The following is a 21,484-nucleotide window of genomic DNA, read 5'->3' on the forward strand; positions in this document are numbered from 1 at the left end:
GGTGAGTTTCATTGTTTGGAATTTTATCTGTCATTGATTTCGCTTTGAGTAAACACGAAACTTCATTTTCAAATTCCGTGATGTTCACGTCTGCTCCGTGATGTTTTTCTGTGAAATTTCCGTGTGTTCCGTTTTTCTGTGGGCGGAGCAGAACGTAATGGAAAAAAGAAAAAAATTATGTTGATCCGGCAATAGGCGGAACTTCATCTGCTGTAGCAGGATCAGCGACCGGATCCTCCGGCGGCTTGATTGCCTCGACGACTTTTGCAATCTCGGCAGGGTTTGGAAGATCGCCAAGGATGCTCTCGTCGAGATCAAGTGGGGCCGCATCATCAACCTCGGTAAGATCTTCAGCTCCAAGGAATTTTGCCCCCTGCTTGATGAGGGTCGAGACCTCGAACGGGAAGATAATCTTCGTTGCCTGACCGTCCGCCATCTTCTGCAGAGCGTTCAGCGAGAGAACCGTAATTGCTCTCTTGTCAAGAGGACGCGAGCCGAGCGCCACAATCCGCAGACCCTGGGCTTCTCCCTGCGCCTGCAGAATTTTACTCTGACGTTCGCCTTCAGCGCGGAGAATCTTACTCTGCCGCTCACCTTCGGACTCAAGAATCATACTCTGACGAAGACCTTCTGCTTTCAGAATCGCCGCACGCTTCTCTCCGTCAGCACGAAGAATTGCCGCACGCCGCTCACGTTCCGCCGCGGTCTGCTCGGTCATTGCCTGCTTGACGGCACCAATCGGGTTGACCTCTTTGATCTCAACACGCTCGATCTTGACACCCCACTGATCGGTCTCCTTATCGAGAATATCTCTGAGGCGGCGGTTGATCATGTCACGGTTGTAGAGAACCTCGTCAAGCTCCATGTCACCAATGATGCCACGAAGACTCGTTTGCGCAAGAGCCACTGTTGCCTGACGATAGTTTGAGACCTCAAAGTATGCCCGCTCAGGATCCATCACGCGGACGTAGATGATCGCATCGACATCGGTAGGCGAGTTGTCTTTGGTGATAACCTCCTGGGACGGAACATCGATGACCTGGGTTCTGAGATCCAGTTTGATGACCGTTGTGATGAACGGCACGACCCATTTGAATCCGGGATTCATCTGGCCCACATAGGTTCCAAGACGAATCGCCAGACCCTTCTGGTACGGCTGGATGATCACAACACCTTTTGCAAAGATATAGAGAATGATAATTATCAGTACGATAGAGATGAGAGTAAATATGTCCATTTAGGAAACCTCCTCAACGGTTATGTGAACGCCGCTCGCGGCGGTCACCTGTATTTTTGTTCCGGCCGCAATTTTTGCGCCCGTGCTTTTTGCGCTCCAGACAACGCCTGCAATATCGACTTTGCCGGAGATTGTATCTGGAACCACCTCAACAACAACATGGCCGGTTTTTCCGATAAGCGAGTCCCTGCCGGTTGTGATCGGTTCCTGATCCGGAGACAGTCTCCGGTACAACAGAACACTGATCACCGCCGCAACGATTGCGGCGAGAACGGCAACGCCGACACCGACCGGCGATGCAAAGATGTCAACTCCGGCAAGGACCATGAGTCCGAGAACGATCATGGCGGTTCCGGGCACAGCCATGAAAAATCCAGGCGTTGTCGCTTCGATGACAAGGAAAGCCGCGCCAGCGACTATGAGGACCCAAGGGAGTACCGCAGGGTCCAAAAGTGTTTCAAGCATGGTATAATGTAGTAATAGCAGGGGAGAGGCAATAAATGGTAGGGTGCGGTTTGGTTTTGTGTTGCGGGCATTGATCGTAGCTCCGCCCACGGAAAATCTGAAAACACTGAGCTTCACGGAAAAAAACAGCACGGAGCAGACGTGAACAACACGGAATTTGGAAATAATCGAGCGTAATCTATTTCCGTGATGTTCACGTCTGCTCCGTGATCTTTTTCAGTGGGATTTCCGTGTTTTCAGATTTTCCGTGGGCGGAGCAGTGAACAAGGCGGAAGCATGCGAATCGTGGGCGGTTCATGTAAGACCAAAGCCGATGGGTCCCACCCGAAGGATGATAATTTTTTACACCCAATATCTTGCAAACCAAAAAATTGGCAGGAGCTCTTATGAATCACGGACCAGTTCTTCAGTACTTTGAGGAGATCACAAAAATCCCCCGCCCCTCAAAACACGAAGAAAAAATGCGGAGGTACCTTCTGGCATTTGCAAAAGAACACAATCTTTCAGCACGCGAGGATGCCGCAGGCAACATCTGCATCGTCCGCGAGCCGGACCCTGCCTGCCGGAGTGCTCCGGCAGTTGTTCTGCAGTCTCACATGGACATGGTCTGTGAAAAGGATCAAACGAAGACAATCAACTTCGAAACAGATCCGATCGAAACAGAGATTGTCGGCGACTGGATTTGCGCGAAAGGAACAACGCTTGGCGCAGACAACGGCATCGGCATCGCCTACAGTCTTGCGGCTCTGACCGAAAATATCAGGGCTGGAAAAATCGAGTGCCTGTTCACGGTCGATGAAGAGACCGGACTTACCGGCGCAAAAGCGGTCTCGGCAGAGATGTTTGAAGGCTCGCTTTTGATCAATCTTGACAGCGAGGAGGAGGGAGCGATTTGTACCGGATGTGCCGGAGGAGTGGAGACGGTTGCTGAGATCTCATGGACGCCAGCGCCGTCTCCGGCAGAAAATATCTACTTCCGGTTCACCATCGACGGACTTTCCGGCGGACACTCAGGAATGGAAATTCATCTCGGACGGGCAAACTCGATAAAAATTCTTGCAGAATTTCTTGCAAAAATTCCCGGAGCAACCATATGCAGACTCTTTGGAGGAAATTTATCAAACGCAATCCCGAGGCATGCAGAGGCGATCTTTGGCGTTCCGGCGGCGGACGTCGAAGATGTCAAGAACATGTTCTCTGCGTTTGCGTGCGAGACCACACAAAAATATCAGAAAACTGATCCGGACATCGCTCTCTCGCTTGAACCCGGATCGTTCGAGGCCGAGAGCATCCCTGCCGGCGTTGCCAAAAGTCTCGTCGCAGCGCTTGACGCATGCAAGAATGGAGTGATTGCAATGAGCACAACCATTCCTGATCTTGTGCAGACCTCAACAAATCTGGCGGCATTAGAGATGAAGAACAACTCACTCACGATCACAACGCTCCAGAGAAGTGTTGCGGAGTCGGAAAAAACCGCAGTGTCAGAGGAAATTACCAAGCTGTTTGAGCAATGCGGAGCCGTTGTTACAACAGAGAATGAATTCCCCGGATGGATGCCGGACCCGGACTCACCGCTTTTGCAAACAGCAGTTATTGTGCATGAAAAAATCTACGGGAAAAGGCCACTGATCGGGGCGACGCACGGAGGGCTTGAGTGCGGACTGTTCCGAAGGGTTCGCCCTGAACTTGACATGATCGCAATCGGGCCGAACATTACCGGCGCCCACTCGCCACAGGAACGAATGCAGATATCTTCTGCAAATCGCGTCTGGGAATATCTCTGCGAAATTCTTGAGACGATCGGAGAGAAGAAGTGACCAAAGTTTTTGCTTCATCTCTGGATCTGTTTCAGCTGTACTTGGGAGACCCAAAGCAGGCATTTCAGATCTGTCTTGCAGTTGCGCTTGCGGGGCGAATTGATGCAGAGCGGCTGCGTGATGCAGTCGCCCGCACTGCCGCGGAGTTTCCCATTCTCTCCGGCAGATTTGTCGGGGGAAGAGAGTTGGGATATTTTCTTTTGAGCTTGGGCCCGAACCGGGCCCAGGTCCCGGTTATTGTGACGGACCAGACGCCTGATTCCGTCATGACAACGCTGCATCCGGAAAATGATGCGCTGCTGCGGATCACCATCTGCCGCGGTAAAGATTCTGACACGCTGATCTTTTCGGTCGCTCATCTCCTGACGGATTTTCGCGGACTGATGAAGATCGCAGAACAGATCGGTGATCAGTACAGGATGCAGAAATTATTTGGAGAAAATTTTTCGCCGAAAAAAATTGACCGGACACTTGCGATGGTGTTCGAAAAATTTTCCGAAAACGAGCTTGCAAAAATTTTTGCAACTGAAGAGGAACGAACCCGGGAAACTTTTTTGTACAAAAAATATTTTTCCGTCACTCCCGATGCGAATGCGATTCTCCTCAGGGCCGACGCGGGACCTGAGACGTTAGCACGAATGAAAATTTTTGCAAAAAATTTTGGCGCAACGATTCATGATCTTCTGGTTGCAGCGTACGCTGAAGCGCTGCGTGATCATCTTTGCAGGTCAGGGACTAAGATTCCGAAAAAAATTCCTCTCTGCTCAACGGTTGATCTTCGCAGATATATTTCTGAAGAAGAGGAAACGCCTGCGGCAAACTATACGATTCCCTACTGGTCGGGGGTTGTCTGCGGAGAAAATTTTTCCGCGACTGTTTTGTCAGCAGTACAGCTGTCGAAACATCTGAAGGAGAACTTCATTGGTATCGGAGCGGCAAAACCGTTTACAACCGCAAAAATTTCACCGGAGGATGCGGAGAAGTTTGCCGGCATTCCGTTTCTTACCAACCCGGGAGTTGTTCCGGAAAATTTTCTGAACTTTGGTGATAGCGTCGCGGTTACGGACATGGAGTTCTGCAGCGTAGCGGAAGGAGGGATGCCGTTTTCAATCACGGTGCTGACCTACCGGAATGTTCTGCACTTCTGCATTACTGCAGGGGATGCAACCGCTGAAATTGCGGAGCGCATTCTTTTGCGGATGATGGAGATTCTTGAGTCGATAGAGACTGAGTGATTATATTGCATGCGGTTTTACTTCGAGGAACCACGGATCACAGAATCACACCGCGTACATCCCGGCTAAAAAAAAATATTTTGGCAGAGTTACTCCACCAGTTTTTCTTCATCAGGCTTCCATGTCGGAACTTTTCTTCCGATCGCCAGAAGCACTCCCACCAGTATTGCCATCGTGATGAGAAGCGTGATCCACACATTCATGCCGAAACCAACGATGATGTAGCCGACAACAACAACAGCCGCAATCGTCAGCGCATACCATATCTGCGTATCCACGTGGTCAATCAGACTGCACCCGGCCCCCATTGCCGAGAGAATCGTCGTGTCCGAGATAGGAGAACAGTGGTCGCCAAAGATTGCACCGGTCAGAACACCCGATGAACAGATAACAATGTATGAGTACATCTCAGGATCCGGCGTGCCGGAAGAAAATCCTGCAATTGCTGCTGCAAGCGGGATCACAAGCGGCAGAAGAATTGCCATCGTACCATACGCAGTTCCTGTTGCAAAGGAGATAACTCCGGCAACAATAAAGATCAGTGCAGGAACAATCCACATCGGCAGAGATTCAGACAACGCACCGACAAGATAGTGTGCGGTTCCAAGATCACCGATGATGGACCCGATCGACCAAGCGAGAATCAGAATGATGCACACAAACAGCATCGACTTCATACCATGCGCCCAGGTTTCGATACCAACCTTCAACGTAAAGATCTTCTGGACAAAACCCATAATGATCGCAACAATACATGCGAGCAGTGCGGCCTGGAACAGAACAATACTTGCATCAGACGCACTGTAGGCTTCACGCACCGCGTCGAAGAATCCAAGCTGGAGGAACATTTCAGGAGTGAGATCAGGATTGATTCCAGCTCCCGCCATAATAGCAGACGCACCGTTTGTGTAGAACAGAATCAAAGCCGAGACGATCAGGACACCAACCGGAATGATTGCATTCCAGATGTTTGCCTTGACCACTTTTTTCGACTGCTTTACCACCGCATGATCCTCTTCAGGGATGACGGTGTCATCCTGCAGAACCATGTCATCGTCAGTCTCAACCTCAGAGTCCGGACGAAGTGTTGCGCCGGTATTGCGGGAACGCAGTTCTGCGGTAAGCATGGGACCGTACTCGCGAAGGAGCATTGCCGAGGCAAACACGAAGAAGAGTGCAAGGATGTTGTAGAATCTGTACGGAATCGTGTCAATGAAGATGCTGTATGCAGAGACTCCGGTAATGCCGGCAATTGCAAGACCTTCATTGATGTTGACAAGTTCAGTCCCAATCCATGTTGAGATAACAAAGATACCTGCAATAGGTGCTGCCGTTGAGTCTACAATGTAGGAGAGACGTTCACGGGATATGCGGAATTTATCGCAGACCGGCCGCATGATCGGACCTACAATCAGAGCATTTGCATAGTCATCGAAGAAGATGATAAAACCCATGACCCATGTTGCAAGTTGTGCGGTTCTGGGACCTTTTGCCCGCTTGGCAACCGCTTCTGCGACGGCACGCATGCCGCCCATCCGGGTGATGAGTGCGATTAAGGCACCGATCACAAGGACCTGCATGATGATACCTGCATTCCAGCGGTCAGCGAGAGTTCCGATAAAGTACTCGGTTGAGCCGAAGAATGCCCCGCCGATAGCGCCAATGATGTCGCCGCCAAGAAGGGCAAGCATCCATGCACCGGAAAGTACGCCAAGGAACAGGGAGAGAATGACATTTCTTGTGAGGAATGCCAGAATCAGTGCGAGAATTGGCGGTATCAACGTCCAGACGCCGAGAATCTGAGCATATTCTGCTGCAGACCCTCCTTCGGGAGCGGCGCCGACAAGACCGGTTGCGAGCGGTATTGCAAAGGCGACGATCACCACAATCAGGGCGATGATATCAACCATTTTTGATTTTTCCATAAGAACACACCTCAGATAATAATTACCTGAATGAAAAAGATATTAAACGAGAATATATTTATGATCTTTGTTTTTCGGGATTGGTGTTTTTCATCCAGCTCCGCCCACGATTCACATGACTATGGCATGAACACTGCTCCGCCCACGGAAAAACGGAGCACGCGGAAATTTCGCGGAAAAAACAGCACGGAGCAGACGTGAACAGCACGGAATTCTAAAACATTGATACAACAAAAAAATTTAATTGGTTTTTTGAAAACTCGTCATGAAACATTTTGCAGCATCGCATGAAATTCTAAAACAATATTTCCGTGCTGTTCACGTCTGCTCCGTGATCTTTTTCTGCGGCATTCAGTGTGTTCCCGCGAAGCGGTAAGCAGGCCGAAGGCATGCGTTCCGCTTTTCCGTGGGCGGAGCCGTGATCAGGGCGAAGCTGATCAATCAAGATGTAAAACACGAATTATTTCTCCGCAACGCAGAGTTTCATCACTGACTTTCCTTTCAAAAAAAGTTTTTTAGAAGCGACAAGATCCTGCACAACACCCATCACCTCGGCCCTGTCGTAATCTTTTGCCGCTCCATAGAACGAATGAGTCGTGAGTCCTGAACTTTTTGTGTGTGCCCGGTCAAGGCCGAGAAGAAAAGAAACAAACGATGACATCGTCATCTGGCCGCTGAGATCTTTTGCAGCATCAAAAACAATCTTCGAAAGATCTCCTGAAGGGGCCGCGATCTTTTTTGGTTTTGTGTTGGACCGATCACAGATGTCACAGTTTTTGCATGGCGAAATATCCTCGCCAAAGTAGGAGAGGAGGGTCTTACGCCGGCAGCCGGACGTCGTGCAGTAGCTGTACATATCAGCAATTTTTCCTTTTGCAATCCGCAGCCTCTGGGTATCAGTGAACTCACGTTCCAGCATGGACGAGATCTTTGCCCGGTCGCCTGATGAGTAGTAGAGGATGCAGTCCGAGGGTTTTCCGTCGCGGCCTGCCCGACCCGTCTCCTGATAATAGGACTCAAGGTCTTTGGGGAGATGGGCATGAATGACGTATCTGACATCCGGTTTATCGATTCCCATGCCGAACGCGACCGTTGCACAGATAACGCGGATCGTGTTGTTCAGAAATCCTTCCTGAATCCGGTTGCGCTCAGGCGTCGGCATGCCGGCATGGTACGGGCTTGCAAGAATATGATGGCGTCTCAGCCGCTCGGCAATTTCTTCGCAGCTTGCACGAGAAAAACAGTAGATGATGCCTGAAACGTTCGGGTTGGCAACCACGTAACTGACAATTCTCTGGATGCGCACCATGCCAATCGACTCCTCATAGGCTTCGTATCTGAGATTTTTCCGGTTGAAGCTGCCGACGTACTCGCGGGGATTTTTCATGCCAAGCTCGCGGACAATGTCTTCGCGGACGCGTTCAGTCGCGGTCGCGGTGAGGGCGATGACCGGAACGTTTGGAAATTTTTCCCGCAGAACTTTGATCTCGCGGTACTCGGGCCGGAACTGGTGCCCCCACATCGAGATGCAGTGGGCTTCATCCACCGCAAAAAGTGCGACGCGGCAGCGTGAGAGTACCTGAAAAAATGCAGGAGTGACGGCACGCTCGGGCGAGACGTAGAGGATGCGGAGACTGCCTGAAGATATTTCCCGTTCGACACGGAGTTTTTCATCATAGGTCTGGGTGCTGTTGAGGGTTCCGACCCGCACGCCCTGAGCAGAAAGGGCGTCCACCTGATCCTTCATGAGGGCGATCAAAGGCGAGATGACAACAGTCATTCCTTCAAGCATCATGGCCGGGAGCTGGTAGCAGAGGGATTTTCCACCACCAGTTGCCATGACTGCAAGAACGTCTCGGCCCGCGACCACATCGCTGATGATCGCCTCCTGATTGGGCCGGAACGTCTGGTGGTGGAAGAATGCTTCCAGAGTTTTTTGGATGTCCTGCGTCATGGCGGTGTATGATTAGTTATCCGGCAAGGTGCATTATAAAATAGTGTGATTCGGCTACTGATCATTGTGATATCATGAAATGATTTAATTGATTCTTTTCTGAAAAATGTAAACGGGTTAGTGGTGAGTGTGGCATTGTGTGAAAAAACAACCACAGATTCACGCAGATTCCAAATTTGCCAATCGCTGTTATCTTGCGTTCGGTCGGGACTTCGGCTAATCGCCTGCGTCCTCTTCGACCTCACTGGATAACAGCTGGCAAATTTTTCGGTTTTTTGTTGGAGTGGTATGTGATTTTTCTCAGTGTGTTCACTCACATTTTTTTTCAAAAATGCAATCAGTGTGAAACAGTAATTAATTTTTCCAAGTAAAACCACGTACATCACTCATCCTCTTACGTTTTCCAGAAAAAAAATCAACTAAATCTTTTTGTGAGAGCACAAAAAACATCACGGAACAGACAAGAACATCACAGAATTCGAAAATAATTTATTTCCGTGATGTTCACGTCTGCTCCGTGATGTTTTTTCTGTGAAGCTCCGTGTGTTCAGATTTTCCGTGGGCGGAGCAAAAATGATGATGTGATGCCCCAGAGTAGATAACCGATCAGGTACAACTGTTTTCCTATGAAGTTCACGATGATTCACAATAATATCAATGTGCTGAATCTGGAAAAGTCGATGAAGTTTTATGAGGAGGCTCTTGGCCTTACCGAAGTGAAACGCATCGCTCCTGAGTCCGGGGAGTTTATTATCGTGTATCTGGGAGACGGATCAGGATGCCACAAGCTGGAGCTGACCTGGCTGCGGGACCGCGATGAGCCGTACGATCTCGGCGACAATGAGTTCCATCTTGCGTTTGGTACCGACGATTACGAAGGCGCTCTTGCAAAACACACAAAGATGGGATGTGTTGAGTTCATCAATGAAGAGATGGGAATTTATTTCATCACCGATCCTGACGGTTACTGGCTTGAGGTGCTCCCTCCGGGAAGAGGATAAAAAAATTGAATGCGGCCTGTGAAGTGAGGCGCGGGAGACGATTCTCCCGCACGAAATTTTTTTTGTTATCTCTTATAGTTTGTAATGCGGCGATGCTGATGCATCTGATTCCAGTTGCATCTGCGGGGCACAGGGTTTGCAATCAGACCATGTTTATTGATTCTGGATTGCAAGCTGTACATCTCGGTGAGGTGCGACCTGTTTTTTCTTTTCGTTTGTGTTCCAATCATAATTATTCCGTTCAGCCTGAACAAGGCGAAGAGAGAGTCGGCCTGTTGGTAAAAAATCGCTACACGTACTCGTATAAAGTACGAAAAAATATGGAGAAGATCATAGATTCTGTCCGAAGGAGGTGGGCCTCAGCGTATCCACTGAGGTGCAACTATAATATTCTCCAAATAGTGGACGTTTCAGAATCTATACCATTTCGATCAGTCTGTATTTCGGTAGTGAGAGCTGATATATTTTCTGGAGGTTGCGGCTTTGATCGTACGGTAGCTCCGCCCACGGAACATTCTCGGAAAAAAACATCACGGAGTAGACGTGAACAACACGGAATACAAAAATAATCGAAAAAATAATTTCCGTGATGTTCACGTCTACTCTGTGATCTTTTTTTCTGTAAAATTTCCGTGTGTTCCCGCGAAGCGGTAAGCAGGCCGAAGGCATGCGTCTCGTTTTTCCGTGGGCGGAGCTGATCAAAACCAAAGAAAACAAACAAAAAAAATTATTTTCCGCCGGAAATTATTCTGCGGACCTCTTCCCCGGCCTTCTCCAAACCGCACTCCTTCTCCAGCCGCACAAGTGAAGTGTACTGCGGATGATTCACCAGATTTTCCAGCAGCCACTCGCGGGCGAACGCACCTGAACGAATCTCTGCAAGAATCTCCTTCATCGCAGCTCTCGTCTCCGGCCCTGCCATTCGGGGGCCGCGGGTCAGACCGCCGTACCCGGCAGTCTTCGACACCGAGTCATGCATTTTCGTAAACCCTCCCTCATACAACAGATCCGCAATAAGCTTCAGTGAATGCATGCACTCAAAGTACGCCATCTCCGGTTCGTAACCTGCCGCAACAAGCGTCTCATACGCGGCCTTCATCAGATTCATAACACCGCCGCAGATAACCGCCTGCTCACCGAAAAGATCCGTCTCGGTCTCATCCGCAAACGTGGACTCCATAATAACAGAACGGGCAGAACCAATTCCCTTCGCAAATGCAAGTGCAGTCTGCTTTGCGTGGCCTGTCACATCCTGATGAACAGCAATCAGAGAAGCCGCGCCCGACCCCTCAACATAAAGTCTGCGAACCTGCGGACCCACACCTTTTGGTGCGACCATGATAATATCCAGATTCGGCGGAGGCGTTATCTGACCGTAATGAATCGTAAAACCATGGGCGAACACAATCGCCTGACCGTCATGCGTCCAGGGAAGAACATCGCGGCGGAATATCTCAGCAGCCGACTCATCAGGGACCAGCATCGCAACAACATCCGCTGCGGCCACCGCATCGCACACCGGCATTACGGTAAAACCATCCAGACTCGCCGTCTCAAAACTTTTTCCAGGCCGAACTCCCACAATGACAGCAAGACCACTGTCACGAAGATTTTGTGCCTGGGCGCGCCCCTGAGAACCGTATCCAATCACTGCCACCGTTTTTTCGGCGATTACCGCCCAATTAACGTCAGCATCATAATATTTTTTCAGCATACGCGTTATTGATAACATAGGTCAGGACACGTATAAAATTATATACCCTCATGGCTATACAGATAGATGCACGTTAACCCGCCAGTTCCTGTTGTGAATATTTCGGCGAGTAACGAAGGATATAGTATAATGTCATTACCAGATGTGCAGTCCACTGCTCCTGACGTACGAATTAGCCTGACCCGTGTCGGTGTGAAAAATGTCAAGAAGCTCGTTGTAGTTGGACGCCCCGGCAAAGCACGCCCGGCAATTTTCATCTCCGACTTCGACGTCTTTGTCGATCTCCCAAGCAGCCTGAAAGGCGCAAACCTTTCCCGCAACTTCGAGGTCATCGACGAGGTACTGCAGCAGGCAACCTCCGGCGACGTCCGTGGTATTGAAGATGTGTGTGGAATCGTCTCCCGAAAACTCCTCGACCATCATGAGTATGCGGACAGGACCGAAGTGTTCATGCGCAGCTTCTACATGATCAACCGCGACACGCCGGTCTCCAAGACCTCGTGTCAGGAGGTCGTGAATGTGTACGCACATGCGATCGCCCAGAGAACCGACGGTGAACCAATCGTTCGCAAGAGTGTGGGTGCAGAGGTTACCGGTATTACCGCATGCCCCTGTGCACAGAACATCATGAAGGATCATGCAATGCGGGTGATGCAGGACCTGCAGATCGCTGACGATAAAATTGATGCATTCTTCCAGGAAGTTCCGATGGCGAGCCACAACCAGCGCGGACGCGGATTCCTCTGTGTGGAAACAGATGATGACATCGTTGTTCCGCTTGAGTCGATCGTGAACGTTCTCAAAGAGTCCATGAGTGCAAAGATCTATGAACTCCTCAAACGCGGAGACGAGAGCTACGTCGTCATGGCAGCTCACAAGAATGCACGGTTTGTAGAGGATTGTGTGCGTGAGATGGCACGTCAGGTAGTAACCACCTTCGTCAACCTCCCGGGCGACACCCACATTACGATCCGCCAGACGAACGAGGAAAGCATCCATCAGCATGATGCATACGCAGAGCGCAAGGCAACTCTTGCCGAACTGCGTGAAGAACTGAACATATAACACTCCCAACCTACTTTTTTTCGGATAACTTTTGTTTATACGGATTTCGCCGGTATTTTCTCGGAATTTTCCCGGAGCGCATAAGAAAGAGCCGGACATGGGAAAATCATGTATCACAAAATTCGGAAGAAATTGGAAAAAACCTGATCATTTTGCACAAAGTGCTATTTTGAGTTAATGTTGTAACACCCATTGCGAGTTAAAAAATATCATCGTGTGAATATTCAAATAAAATCAGAAATAATCGGGAAAATACCTGCCCGCGGAAAGAGGAAATCTTTAATAAATCCTATGAAAGAAAATTAAGATAGCGTACTTCGGTACGTGTCATTAACCCAAAAGGACAATGGTAATTTTCCTGTATAGCTGATCGAACAACCTAAAATATTTAGGATGAGGCGATAACATTGTCGAAAGTAGTAGAAATTTCCCCGACCACCAGACATGAGGGTCACTCCAAGCTCGTTTTGAAAGTAAACGATGAAGGAATCATTGAGCGCGGAGACTGGCTTTCCATCACACCGGTTCGTGGAGTAGAAAAGCTTGCCATCGGTAAGACCTATGAGCAGGTTCCCAAGATCGCATCCCGTGTGTGTGGTATCTGTCCGATTGCCCACACTCTTGCCGCAACAGAGGCAATGGAAGCATCGATGGGTGTAGAGATCCCAGACGACGCATATCTTCTGCGTATTATTCTCCAGTGTGCAAACAGACTGCACTCCCACGCACTGCATGACATTCTTGCACTGCCGGATATGTACCTGCCAGGCACTGACTCGAAGATCAACCCGTTCTCTCCCGAAGAGCCGGTCAGATCCGTTGCAAAACGTATCCAGACCCTGCGTATGATCGGTCAGACCATTGGTGAGATCGTAGGCGGAGAAGCAGTACACCCGTCCAACACCCGTGTTGGTGGTATGTACAAGAATATCACTCCGCGTGCAAGAACCAAGATCTATGACCTTGCAAAGCAGGCACTCCCGCTCGCACGCGAGCAGATGGAGTTCATGATTGCAATCTTCGAGAACTATGGAAAACGTGACTGGGCAGAGATGTGCGGTCGCGAAGTTGCAATCCCGAAAGACCTTGGTTTCCACAACCAGGGATACATGGCAACCGACCCGTGCTACGGAAGCTCTTCTCTTGACGAGCACCCGACCTGGGACCCGGCACGCTGGCTCGAAGTCAGACCCTGGGACTGGTACATGGGCGAAGAGGATATCACCCTCGAAGACCCGGCATACCCGGTTGGCGGAACCACCAAAGCAGGCGGAAAAGCCTGGCCGCAGATGCAGGCATGCACTGGTGTCCCACTCTACGACGGACAGCCCGTCGAAGTCGGACCGCGTGCACGTCTTGCAACGTACAGAAACTACGACCGCAAGGGAGCCATTGGACTCAACATTGCACGTGAAATGGAATACATGGACTCCGTCTACAAGATGATTGAGGCAGCAGATGCCATCAACACTTCCGGAAGCGTCGTTGCAGACGTCATTCCGCAGGGCGACGGATCCATCGGATGGGCAGCAAACGAAGCACCGCGTGGCGCAGACGTTCACCTTGCAAAGGTACGCAACGGCAAAGTCGAGTGGTTCTCTATGCTCGTTCCGACCACCTGGAACTTCCCGACCTGCAGCCGTGCACTTACCGGCGCACCATGGGAACTTGCAGAAGTCATTGTCCGTGCATATGACCCCTGTGTATCCTGTGCAACCCACATGATTGTACTGGATGAAGACAACCGGCTTGTGGCACAGAAGCTCCTTGAGTGAGTATATACATGGATGGACTGTTTCCAGAAGTAATAATCGCCGGTGTCGGTAACGAACTCTTTGGCGACGACGGATTTGGTCCCGCCGTGATCAGAGCACTTTCCGAGCATGAACTTCCCGACAATGTGAAAGCTATGGATGTGGGTCTTGGCGGCCCGCACCTTATTTTTTCCATGATCGATCCGGAAGAGACGAAGAAACTGATCATTGTGGACTGCATGGATTTCGGGGGAGAACCCGGAAACCTGACAAAGATCCCCGCCGACCTTCTGCCCAAAGGCAGAGAAGAGCGTTACATGGATGCCCATTCCGGAAATCTGCTGGATCCTATCGGCAGACTGAAAGGAAAGATGGAAATTATTGTTCTCGGATGCCAGCCCGCGTATATACCAGCTCCGGACAGCGAAGAGTTCGCTCTTGAGCTGAGTCCGGAAGTACAAGGGGCCATTCCCAAAACTGTTAGTATCATCTTGAAAGAAATAGGAAGCTAAAATGGGATTATTCGATAAATTCAAAAGCTTACTGTTCGGAAAAGGCGATGTCAGCGAGGGAACGCAGGACGAAAAGCCTGTTGCCAGTAAACAGGATGAGCCTGTGTCAGCAATGCACAAATCGCCTGTTAACGAGGCAAAGCCGGCTGACATGAAGGTCGAACAAAAGCCAATTATTCAAAAACCAAAGGAGGAGAAGCCAGTGGCTGACAAGATTACTGTAGGACACGTACACATGAGCGGATGTACCGGATGTCTCGTGTCCCTTGCAGATAACTACGAAGGATTACTTACTATCCTTGACAAATACGCTGACCTCGTCTACTGCCTGACGCTCGCCGATGTGCGCCACATCCCGAAGATGGATGTCGCACTGGTCGAGGGTTCCGTCTGTTTAAATGACGAGTGCTCAATGGAAGAGATTCTGGAAACCCGTGAGAACGCAACAATCGTTGTGGCTCTTGGAGGATGTGCCTGCTATGGAAACACCACCCGCTTCTGCCGTGGTGGCCAGCAGAACCAGCCCCAGCACGAGGCTTTCCTGCCGATCGGCGATCTGATCAAAGTCGATGTCTACATCCCAGCATGTGCACCGACCCCGCAGCAGATCCGTAACGTGTGCTTAATGGCATACTTACTGCTGAAAGGCAACGACGAACAGAAGGCACTTGCAACTGCATACCTCACCCCGCTGATGAACCTTGCAGCAGCAGGAACCGAGGCATGCGGATGCGACCTGATGACCGAAGTCATCAACCAGGGCCTCTGCTGCGGATGCGGCAGCTGTGCAGCAGCATGTACTGTTCGTGCAGTTACCATGCAGTACGGCAAGCCGCAGATCGAGCGCGATCTGTGTATCAAATGCGGCGCATGCTATGCACAGTGCCCGAGAAGCTTCTTCAGCTTCGACGTCTGTGGACAGTATGAATCGATTACGAACCTCATTGGAGAGGTCATGAAACCATAAGGTCGGAGGCGAAAAAAATGGAATATCTTGGACAATACAAGGCAGTCTACAAAGCCAAAGCCGGCTGTGAAGACATTCTCGCAAAGTCCCAGGACGGAGGAATCGTCACCGCAATGTTTGCCTACGCACTTGAGACAGGCATTATTGACGGAGCAATCGTCGCTGGACCAGGAGACGAGGCATACAAGCCTGAGCCGATGATCGCCACCACCGTTGACGAGCTTCTCGCAGCACGTGGAACGAAATACTCGATCTCTCCGAACATGGCCCTGATCAAGGAGGCAACCCGCAGCTACGGTCTTGATAAGATCGGTATTGTTGGTACTCCCTGTCAGATTCAGGCACTTCGTAAGGCACAGCTCTATCCGATCGGACTGCGTGACGTTCCAGACAAGATTGCACTGGCACTGGGTATCTTCTGTATGGAGAACTTCCCGTACCAGGGTCTCTTCCAGATGGTTGAAGACCACTGTGCAACCAAGATCGACAACGTCACCAAGATGGACATCGGAAAGGGCAAGTTCAGTGTTTACACCGAGCGCGGTGTGAACTCTCAGATCCCGCTGAAGGTTACTCACAAGTACGAGCAGCCGGGATGCCACGTGTGTCTTGACTACGTTGCAAACATGGCAGATATCTCTACCGGATCCGTCGGAACTCCGGACGGATGGTCTACCGTCTTCGTCCGCTCCGCAGCAGGAGAGGCAGCCTTCAACAAGGCAGTCGAAGCAGGCTGGATCATTGCAGAGTCTATGGACGGTGTCAAGCCAGGACTTGAACTCGTCACCAAACTCGCAACTGAGAAGATCACCAAGAACCAGAGCTACATCGAGCACCGCAACCACGCGGAGCACGCTGCACTCAAACCACTGCGCAACCCATACATCTAACCGTGTCCCAAGGGTTGTACATGTACCCACCCCTCTCGGGTACAACCTATTTTTGAAAATTGTTTTCATGAGTTTTTTTCTGCTTGCTCACTGCCTGTTCCGCCCACGGTTCGCATGCCTACGGCCTCCTACTCACTGCTCCGCCCACGGAAAAACGGAGCACACTGAAGTACCACAGAAAAAAAAACATCACGGAGCAGACGTGAACAGCACAGAAATATTGTTTCAAATGTAATTCCGTGATGTTTTTCAATCAAATTTCCGTGTGCTCCGTTTTTCCGTGGGCTGATCATAAGCCGTCCACGATTCGCACAATCGATGATGTTTTTGTGCTCTCTGCACCAATGAGTATGTATGACTGAGGAGAAGGATCGTCCGACAGATACCGTACCGGCAGAAAAAAATCCTCCAAAAAAGCGGAGGGTTACCAAGAAGAAGGCGGAAACAGAGACGGTCCAGCTTCCCTCGGAAACTCCTGCCGTAACAGACAAAAAAGATATCATCCATCTTGAAGCAGTTGAAGCTCCATCAGCGGCAGAAAAACCTGAAGAGAATGATATCGAACGTCCGCACAAACCGGTTCCTGCACAGTTCCTCGCTGACCTTGCACAGTTCGCTGACATTTTGGAAAAAACGCCGACCGTCCTTGATCCGATCCGCGAAGTGTTCGAGTACCATCTCGTAGACCCGATCGATCGCAAAACATTCCCGAGAATCGTGAACGCAATGTCGATGCTGCTCGGACCATCAGCCACAATGGTGGTCATGACCGCATGCCACGTAAACGCAGCAGCATTCTTTGAAGATTTACTGTATGTAATCAAGGACGAAAAGAGCCGCAGTGCTGCATGGGTAATCCAGCATCTGACAGCCCTCTACGGCAACCGCGTCCAGCAAGCATACACACTCTCGGCAGGAACAATGGACGAGGACTGGCACACAGTGGACGTCAACACCTACAAGCGGGAAGGAGAAAATCCGTACTGGACGGTTGACATGATCGTCATGCTCTACTCAGGACAGGAAAGCAGAATCAAAATGACACCCGACTCGGTCTTTCAGCTGGTGGAAATTCTTGCAGCAGAGATCGGCCGAAACATTCCGATCGAAAATGTGGATCCAAACCTCGTGAAAAAATGCGAAGAGAATCTGAAAACATTTTACGAAAAATTCTATGGAAAAAAATCCACAGAAAAATCCGATGAAGAGTCTGCTGACGAAGATGATCCTGCAGGCTACGCATAATTTTTTTTAAATTTTTTTCACACCAATAATCACATACGCTGAAATTTTCTCTGCTGCATCCTCTCCGGCATTTATGAGAGAACGAAGTCAAAGAGTATCAATAATATAATTTATTAACAGAATGACGTAAAAATTTTCAAAAAAAAACATGACATGCTTTGCTCACGAAGAAAAAAAAAATACTTTGCCAATCCCCAAACAAATGGAAAAATCGAGAGACATATTGAGACATTGATATTATTGGAAAAAATAATCCAGTGACATAATCACGTGAAATTTCACAGTAATCCAAAGTGCCAAACTCAGGATGAGATATTTTTACACGCGCCTGAAGCCGAAATTGTTATCAGAGCATTATAATTACTTGTTTTGAGAAAACGCTTGATTTTCGGAATTTGGTGAGAGAGAAAAGTGCAATCCAATTTTGAAATATAGCATCGAGACCTGCGTAAAGACAATATGTATTGAAGCCGGATACTATAGTTATACATCTATTGGGTGATTATCGCGACCAGAAAAAACACTCTCTCAATTTTCATCATAGTGCTCTTACTCCTCGGCGTGTTAATCGCCGCAGCCGGATGCGTACAGGAAAAACCGACCTATGTCGTAGCCGTCAGTCCATCATTCTCCCCGTTTTCCATGCAGGTACAGGGAACCGGAGAGGCGTATGGAATTGACATCGACGTTCTCAACGCGATCGCCGAAGATCAGGGCATCAGGTTCGTGTATGAATTTTGGGATCATGCAGTCATTCAGTCAAAACTCGATAACGGAGAAATTGATCTGATAACTGCCTGGATCATAACACCGAAACGTCAGGAAAAATATCTGTTCTCTGATCCGTATATCGTTACCGGACAGACAATTGTCGTCAGAAAAGATTCCAACCTAACCATAGATGATGTTCTCTCGGGAAACGCCATAATCGCCTATGACAAAGGCAGCGTCTACGAAAACTTGCTCGAAGAACATTTCGGCACAGAAACATTCAACAAAATGGTTGCTGAGAAAAAGATCATCGCCAAATACACACAGGACGCTACCCTCTACGCTATCCTCACCAGAGAAGCGGATGCAGTTATTGGCACAGATTTTGTTCTTGGAGAAAAACTTCATCAATATTCACCTCTCACCTCCCTTGGATACATCACCGACAAAAATGATGTAGGATTTGTCGCTGACAAATCAAACGAGGAACTAATCGCAAAAATCAATGCCGGTCTTGCAAACATCGTCGCGTCTGAAAAATACGACAAAATTATGCAAAAGCATCACGTGGCACAGTTGAAGGACGAGTATCTGGTCGGCATCTCAGAAGAGAACTGGCCGTTCACCTACGTTGGTGAAGACGGAAACCTGACCGGATTTGATACTGAGTCGCTTGAGTGGATTGCAGAAAAGAATGGATTTACGGTGACCTATGTCAATATTCCATGGTCGAAAAATATCAACGCGGTTGCCACCGGTAAAGTTGACATGTGGTACTCAGGAATGGTCATCACCGATGAACGATCCGCCAAAGTCAGCTTCTCAACACCATACTATGCCGCAGGAGTGGGAGTCGGATGCGCAAAAAATCGTCCGATCACAAAAAATAACTTTGAGTCCGGCACGGTTGTCACCGGTTATGTCACAAAGACCATCATGGGATACTGGCTTGAAGATCAGTATGATCAGAAACGGTATGCGGAGATGGTGGAAACCGGAATGATCAAAGAGTACGCAACCACCAGTGATCTCCTTAACGCCTGTCTTTCAGGAGAGGTTGACTGCATCGTTGTACATGAACCACTCCTTAAATCGATGGCAAATCAAAATGATATTCAGATCGTATCTACCTATGATACGAAAAACATGTGCGGTGTTGCAATACAGAACGGCAACATCCCCCTGCAGGATCTCATAGACAGAGGTCTCGCTGACCTGGAAGCATCAGGAAAGCGTGCGGAACTGATGGAAAAATATCATCTCAGCTAAACCCAGGAGAGAGTCATTATGAGAATTGAACATGCCCACAAACTACTTCTGCTAGTACTGATCGGATGTGTAATTGCAGTACTATCTGCAGGCTGCATAACCACAGACAAAGAGATCACCTACACCGAACTGAGCAGTGAAACTGAAGAGGCACTTGCTGATTTCGCCGATGATATCAGAACCATGTATACCACCTGCGTTCTTGATATGTACTATCTTGGCGATCAGATCGGTAAAGCGGAAACAGAAAAAGATGTGCAGCGGATCATCAACGATTATTATGCAGAAAAGATCTGGATAAACAGAATTGTCTACTACGACGCTGCCGGAAACTCTGTTGAAACACCCATTTACTCTCCGGGAAAAATATCTGATACAATTCCCGTGCCAACCGAGGAGGACTTCATTTCATCCGGCGGAGCTGTTAATTTCGGCCCGGTCTACATTCCTGAACTCGGAATGATGGAACTGCTCTATGCGCCGGTCTTCAGTCCCACAGGCGAGTACAAGGGATGTCTGCTCATTGCAACAGAAGCCTATCTCCTCCTGCAGGAGGGACACCGTCTCGCAGATGGCGTCAAGTACGGAGATTATGCCATCCTCCTCGCCAACCGTGACGGAGTTATCACCTATGCAACACAGCAGGAGTACATTGGAACCAAACTGGAAAAAGGAGTTCCCAATAAGATCAGAAACAGCATAATTATTCTTCAGGATGATCTAACCGGCGCATATCAGTATGCAGGAAAAGACGACACCCAAGTTACCACTGCATGGGAAAAAGTGCTCGTTCACCAAAATGAGTACTCCATTTTCCTCACCAAAAATGATAATGACGCGCCGGTAAACTATGGGGATCAGTTTACCCCGCAACCGGATCAGATGCGTGACGATGTGACGGCGATATGGAGATATGCATTTACCAGTGGATCAGAACCTGCGATGGAGCGTATCAACGGAGGTTTCTATTTCTATGAAGTGTATGCCGTAAGTACTGACGGAACGATTCTTGCCGCACCTCCTGATAAAAAGGAAACCATTGGTCTGAACTACATCAACGGACGCGGACGGTACGGTATATCGTATATGAAACAGATGATCACAACCGCACAGCAGGGTGGAGGATACATAGCCTACTTCGATCCTTCGGATGATACCCAGCTGTCTGAGGCAGGACTCTTTACGATCGCTTATGTGATGCCGGTAAATGATGACTGGTTCATTATGGGTCTGAGTCCCGGAGCAACAAATTATACGGAGATCAATAACAAGGCCTCAGGAGATGTTGCGACTGTTGTCCGGGCAATTCTCGGATACGCCCATGAAAAAGGGGTCGAGAATGCCATCAAAAAAATAGCGGACAATCCGGGAGCAAACGGAACGGTGTTTACCGAGGACATATCCACAAATGTAGATAATATTGTGATCTTCGATTACAATGGAACAATACATGCCAACATGCAGGTTCCGGAGATGAACGGGGAAAACGCGATGTATTATACCGATCTGTTCGGATCATCGGTGGTTCGTAAATCCGTGATAATTGCAAAATCCGGCGGTGGAATTACCTATGACTATCAGTGGGATGATGGTGGCATTCCCAACTACGCGGATCTGTGGCTGTACTCAATCGAGCCGATCGATGACACCTACTTCACGCTTGCCGGGACAACGGTTATCACGACGGAAAATTATGTGAAAAACGGCATCCGGAAATAATCCG

At 49.2% G+C, this 21,484-nt stretch carries 16 protein-coding genes; 11 read left to right on the forward strand and 5 right to left on the reverse strand.

The window, feature by feature from the left end; all coding sequences use genetic code 11:
- Positions 1-175: 175 nt before the first annotated feature.
- Both McpAg1_RS01100 and McpAg1_RS01105 read right to left on the reverse strand, forming a co-directional pair.
- Positions 176-1,237: an SPFH domain-containing protein gene (locus McpAg1_RS01100; protein WP_338093438.1), complete on the reverse strand. Its 1,062-nt coding sequence runs from the start codon at positions 1,235-1,237 to the stop codon at positions 176-178.
- The gene (locus McpAg1_RS01105) at positions 1,238-1,819 is read right to left on the reverse strand and encodes an NfeD family protein (protein WP_338093439.1); all 582 of its coding nucleotides are present in this window, start codon (positions 1,817-1,819) and stop codon (positions 1,238-1,240) included.
- 269 nt (positions 1,820-2,088) lie between these two features.
- Between McpAg1_RS01105 and pepD the strand changes: the two genes are divergently transcribed.
- Both pepD and McpAg1_RS01115 read left to right on the forward strand, forming a co-directional pair.
- Entirely contained in the window at positions 2,089-3,519 is a 1,431-nt protein-coding gene (gene pepD, locus McpAg1_RS01110) for a beta-Ala-His dipeptidase (RefSeq protein ID WP_338093440.1), read from the forward strand.
- On the forward strand, positions 3,516-4,754 hold the full coding sequence (locus McpAg1_RS01115) for a hypothetical protein (RefSeq protein WP_338093441.1): 1,239 nt from the start codon (positions 3,516-3,518) through the stop codon (positions 4,752-4,754). The genes pepD and McpAg1_RS01115 overlap by 4 nt, the downstream gene beginning before the upstream one ends.
- An 89-nt stretch (positions 4,755-4,843) precedes the next feature.
- Here McpAg1_RS01115 and McpAg1_RS01120 read toward each other — a convergent pair whose 3' ends face one another.
- Positions 4,844-6,664 carry a Na+/H+ antiporter NhaC family protein gene (locus McpAg1_RS01120; RefSeq protein WP_338093442.1) on the reverse strand — a complete coding sequence of 607 codons (1,821 nt, stop codon included), beginning with the start codon at positions 6,662-6,664 and terminating at the stop codon, positions 4,844-4,846.
- 475 nt (positions 6,665-7,139) lie between these two features.
- Complete coding sequence (locus tag McpAg1_RS01125; RefSeq protein ID WP_338093443.1) at positions 7,140-8,633, reverse strand: RecQ family ATP-dependent DNA helicase; 1,494 nt, start codon at positions 8,631-8,633, stop codon at positions 7,140-7,142.
- A 626-nt stretch (positions 8,634-9,259) separates the two neighbouring features.
- Between McpAg1_RS01125 and McpAg1_RS01130 the strand changes: the two genes are divergently transcribed.
- Positions 9,260-9,634, forward strand: coding sequence for a VOC family protein (locus McpAg1_RS01130; protein WP_338093444.1), 375 nt, complete (start codon positions 9,260-9,262; stop codon positions 9,632-9,634).
- Positions 9,635-10,361: 727 nt separating this feature from the next.
- Here McpAg1_RS01130 and ilvC read toward each other — a convergent pair.
- Entirely contained in the window at positions 10,362-11,366 is a 1,005-nt protein-coding gene (gene ilvC / locus McpAg1_RS01135; RefSeq protein WP_338093445.1) for a ketol-acid reductoisomerase, read from the reverse strand.
- Positions 11,367-11,477: 111 nt separating this feature from the next.
- Between ilvC and mptA the strand changes: the two genes are divergently transcribed.
- From mptA to McpAg1_RS01175, 8 genes are all read left to right on the forward strand, one after another.
- Complete coding sequence (mptA, locus tag McpAg1_RS01140; protein ID WP_338093446.1) at positions 11,478-12,413, forward strand: GTP cyclohydrolase MptA; 936 nt, start codon at positions 11,478-11,480, stop codon at positions 12,411-12,413.
- Positions 12,414-12,820: 407 nt separating this feature from the next.
- The gene (gene frhA, locus McpAg1_RS01145) at positions 12,821-14,188 is read left to right on the forward strand and encodes a coenzyme F420 hydrogenase subunit alpha (protein ID WP_338093447.1); all 1,368 of its coding nucleotides are present in this window, start codon (positions 12,821-12,823) and stop codon (positions 14,186-14,188) included.
- A gap of 8 nt (positions 14,189-14,196) precedes the next feature.
- Entirely contained in the window at positions 14,197-14,679 is a 483-nt protein-coding gene (gene frhD, locus McpAg1_RS01150; RefSeq protein WP_338093448.1) for a coenzyme F420-reducing hydrogenase, FrhD protein, read from the forward strand.
- A gap of 1 nt (position 14,680) precedes the next feature.
- A complete protein-coding gene (gene frhG / locus McpAg1_RS01155; protein ID WP_338093449.1) occupies positions 14,681-15,646 on the forward strand; it encodes a coenzyme F420 hydrogenase subunit gamma in 966 nt (321 codons plus the stop codon).
- A gap of 17 nt (positions 15,647-15,663) precedes the next feature.
- On the forward strand, positions 15,664-16,536 hold the full coding sequence (gene frhB, locus McpAg1_RS01160; protein ID WP_338093450.1) for a coenzyme F420 hydrogenase subunit beta: 873 nt from the start codon (positions 15,664-15,666) through the stop codon (positions 16,534-16,536).
- 354 nt (positions 16,537-16,890) lie between these two features.
- Entirely contained in the window at positions 16,891-17,781 is an 891-nt protein-coding gene (locus tag McpAg1_RS01165; protein WP_338093451.1) for a hypothetical protein, read from the forward strand.
- A 543-nt stretch (positions 17,782-18,324) separates the two neighbouring features.
- Positions 18,325-19,761 (forward strand): transporter substrate-binding domain-containing protein, encoded by a 1,437-nt coding sequence (locus tag McpAg1_RS01170; protein WP_338093452.1) that lies wholly within the window; start codon positions 18,325-18,327, stop codon positions 19,759-19,761.
- Between the two features lie 18 nt (positions 19,762-19,779).
- The gene (locus McpAg1_RS01175; RefSeq protein ID WP_338093453.1) at positions 19,780-21,480 is read left to right on the forward strand and encodes a hypothetical protein; all 1,701 of its coding nucleotides are present in this window, start codon (positions 19,780-19,782) and stop codon (positions 21,478-21,480) included.
- The last annotated feature ends 4 nt before the right edge of the window (positions 21,481-21,484 follow it).

Source organism: Methanorbis furvi (genome assembly GCF_032714615.1).
GTDB classification, from domain to species: Archaea; Halobacteriota; Methanomicrobia; order Methanomicrobiales; family Methanocorpusculaceae; genus Methanocorpusculum; species Methanocorpusculum furvi.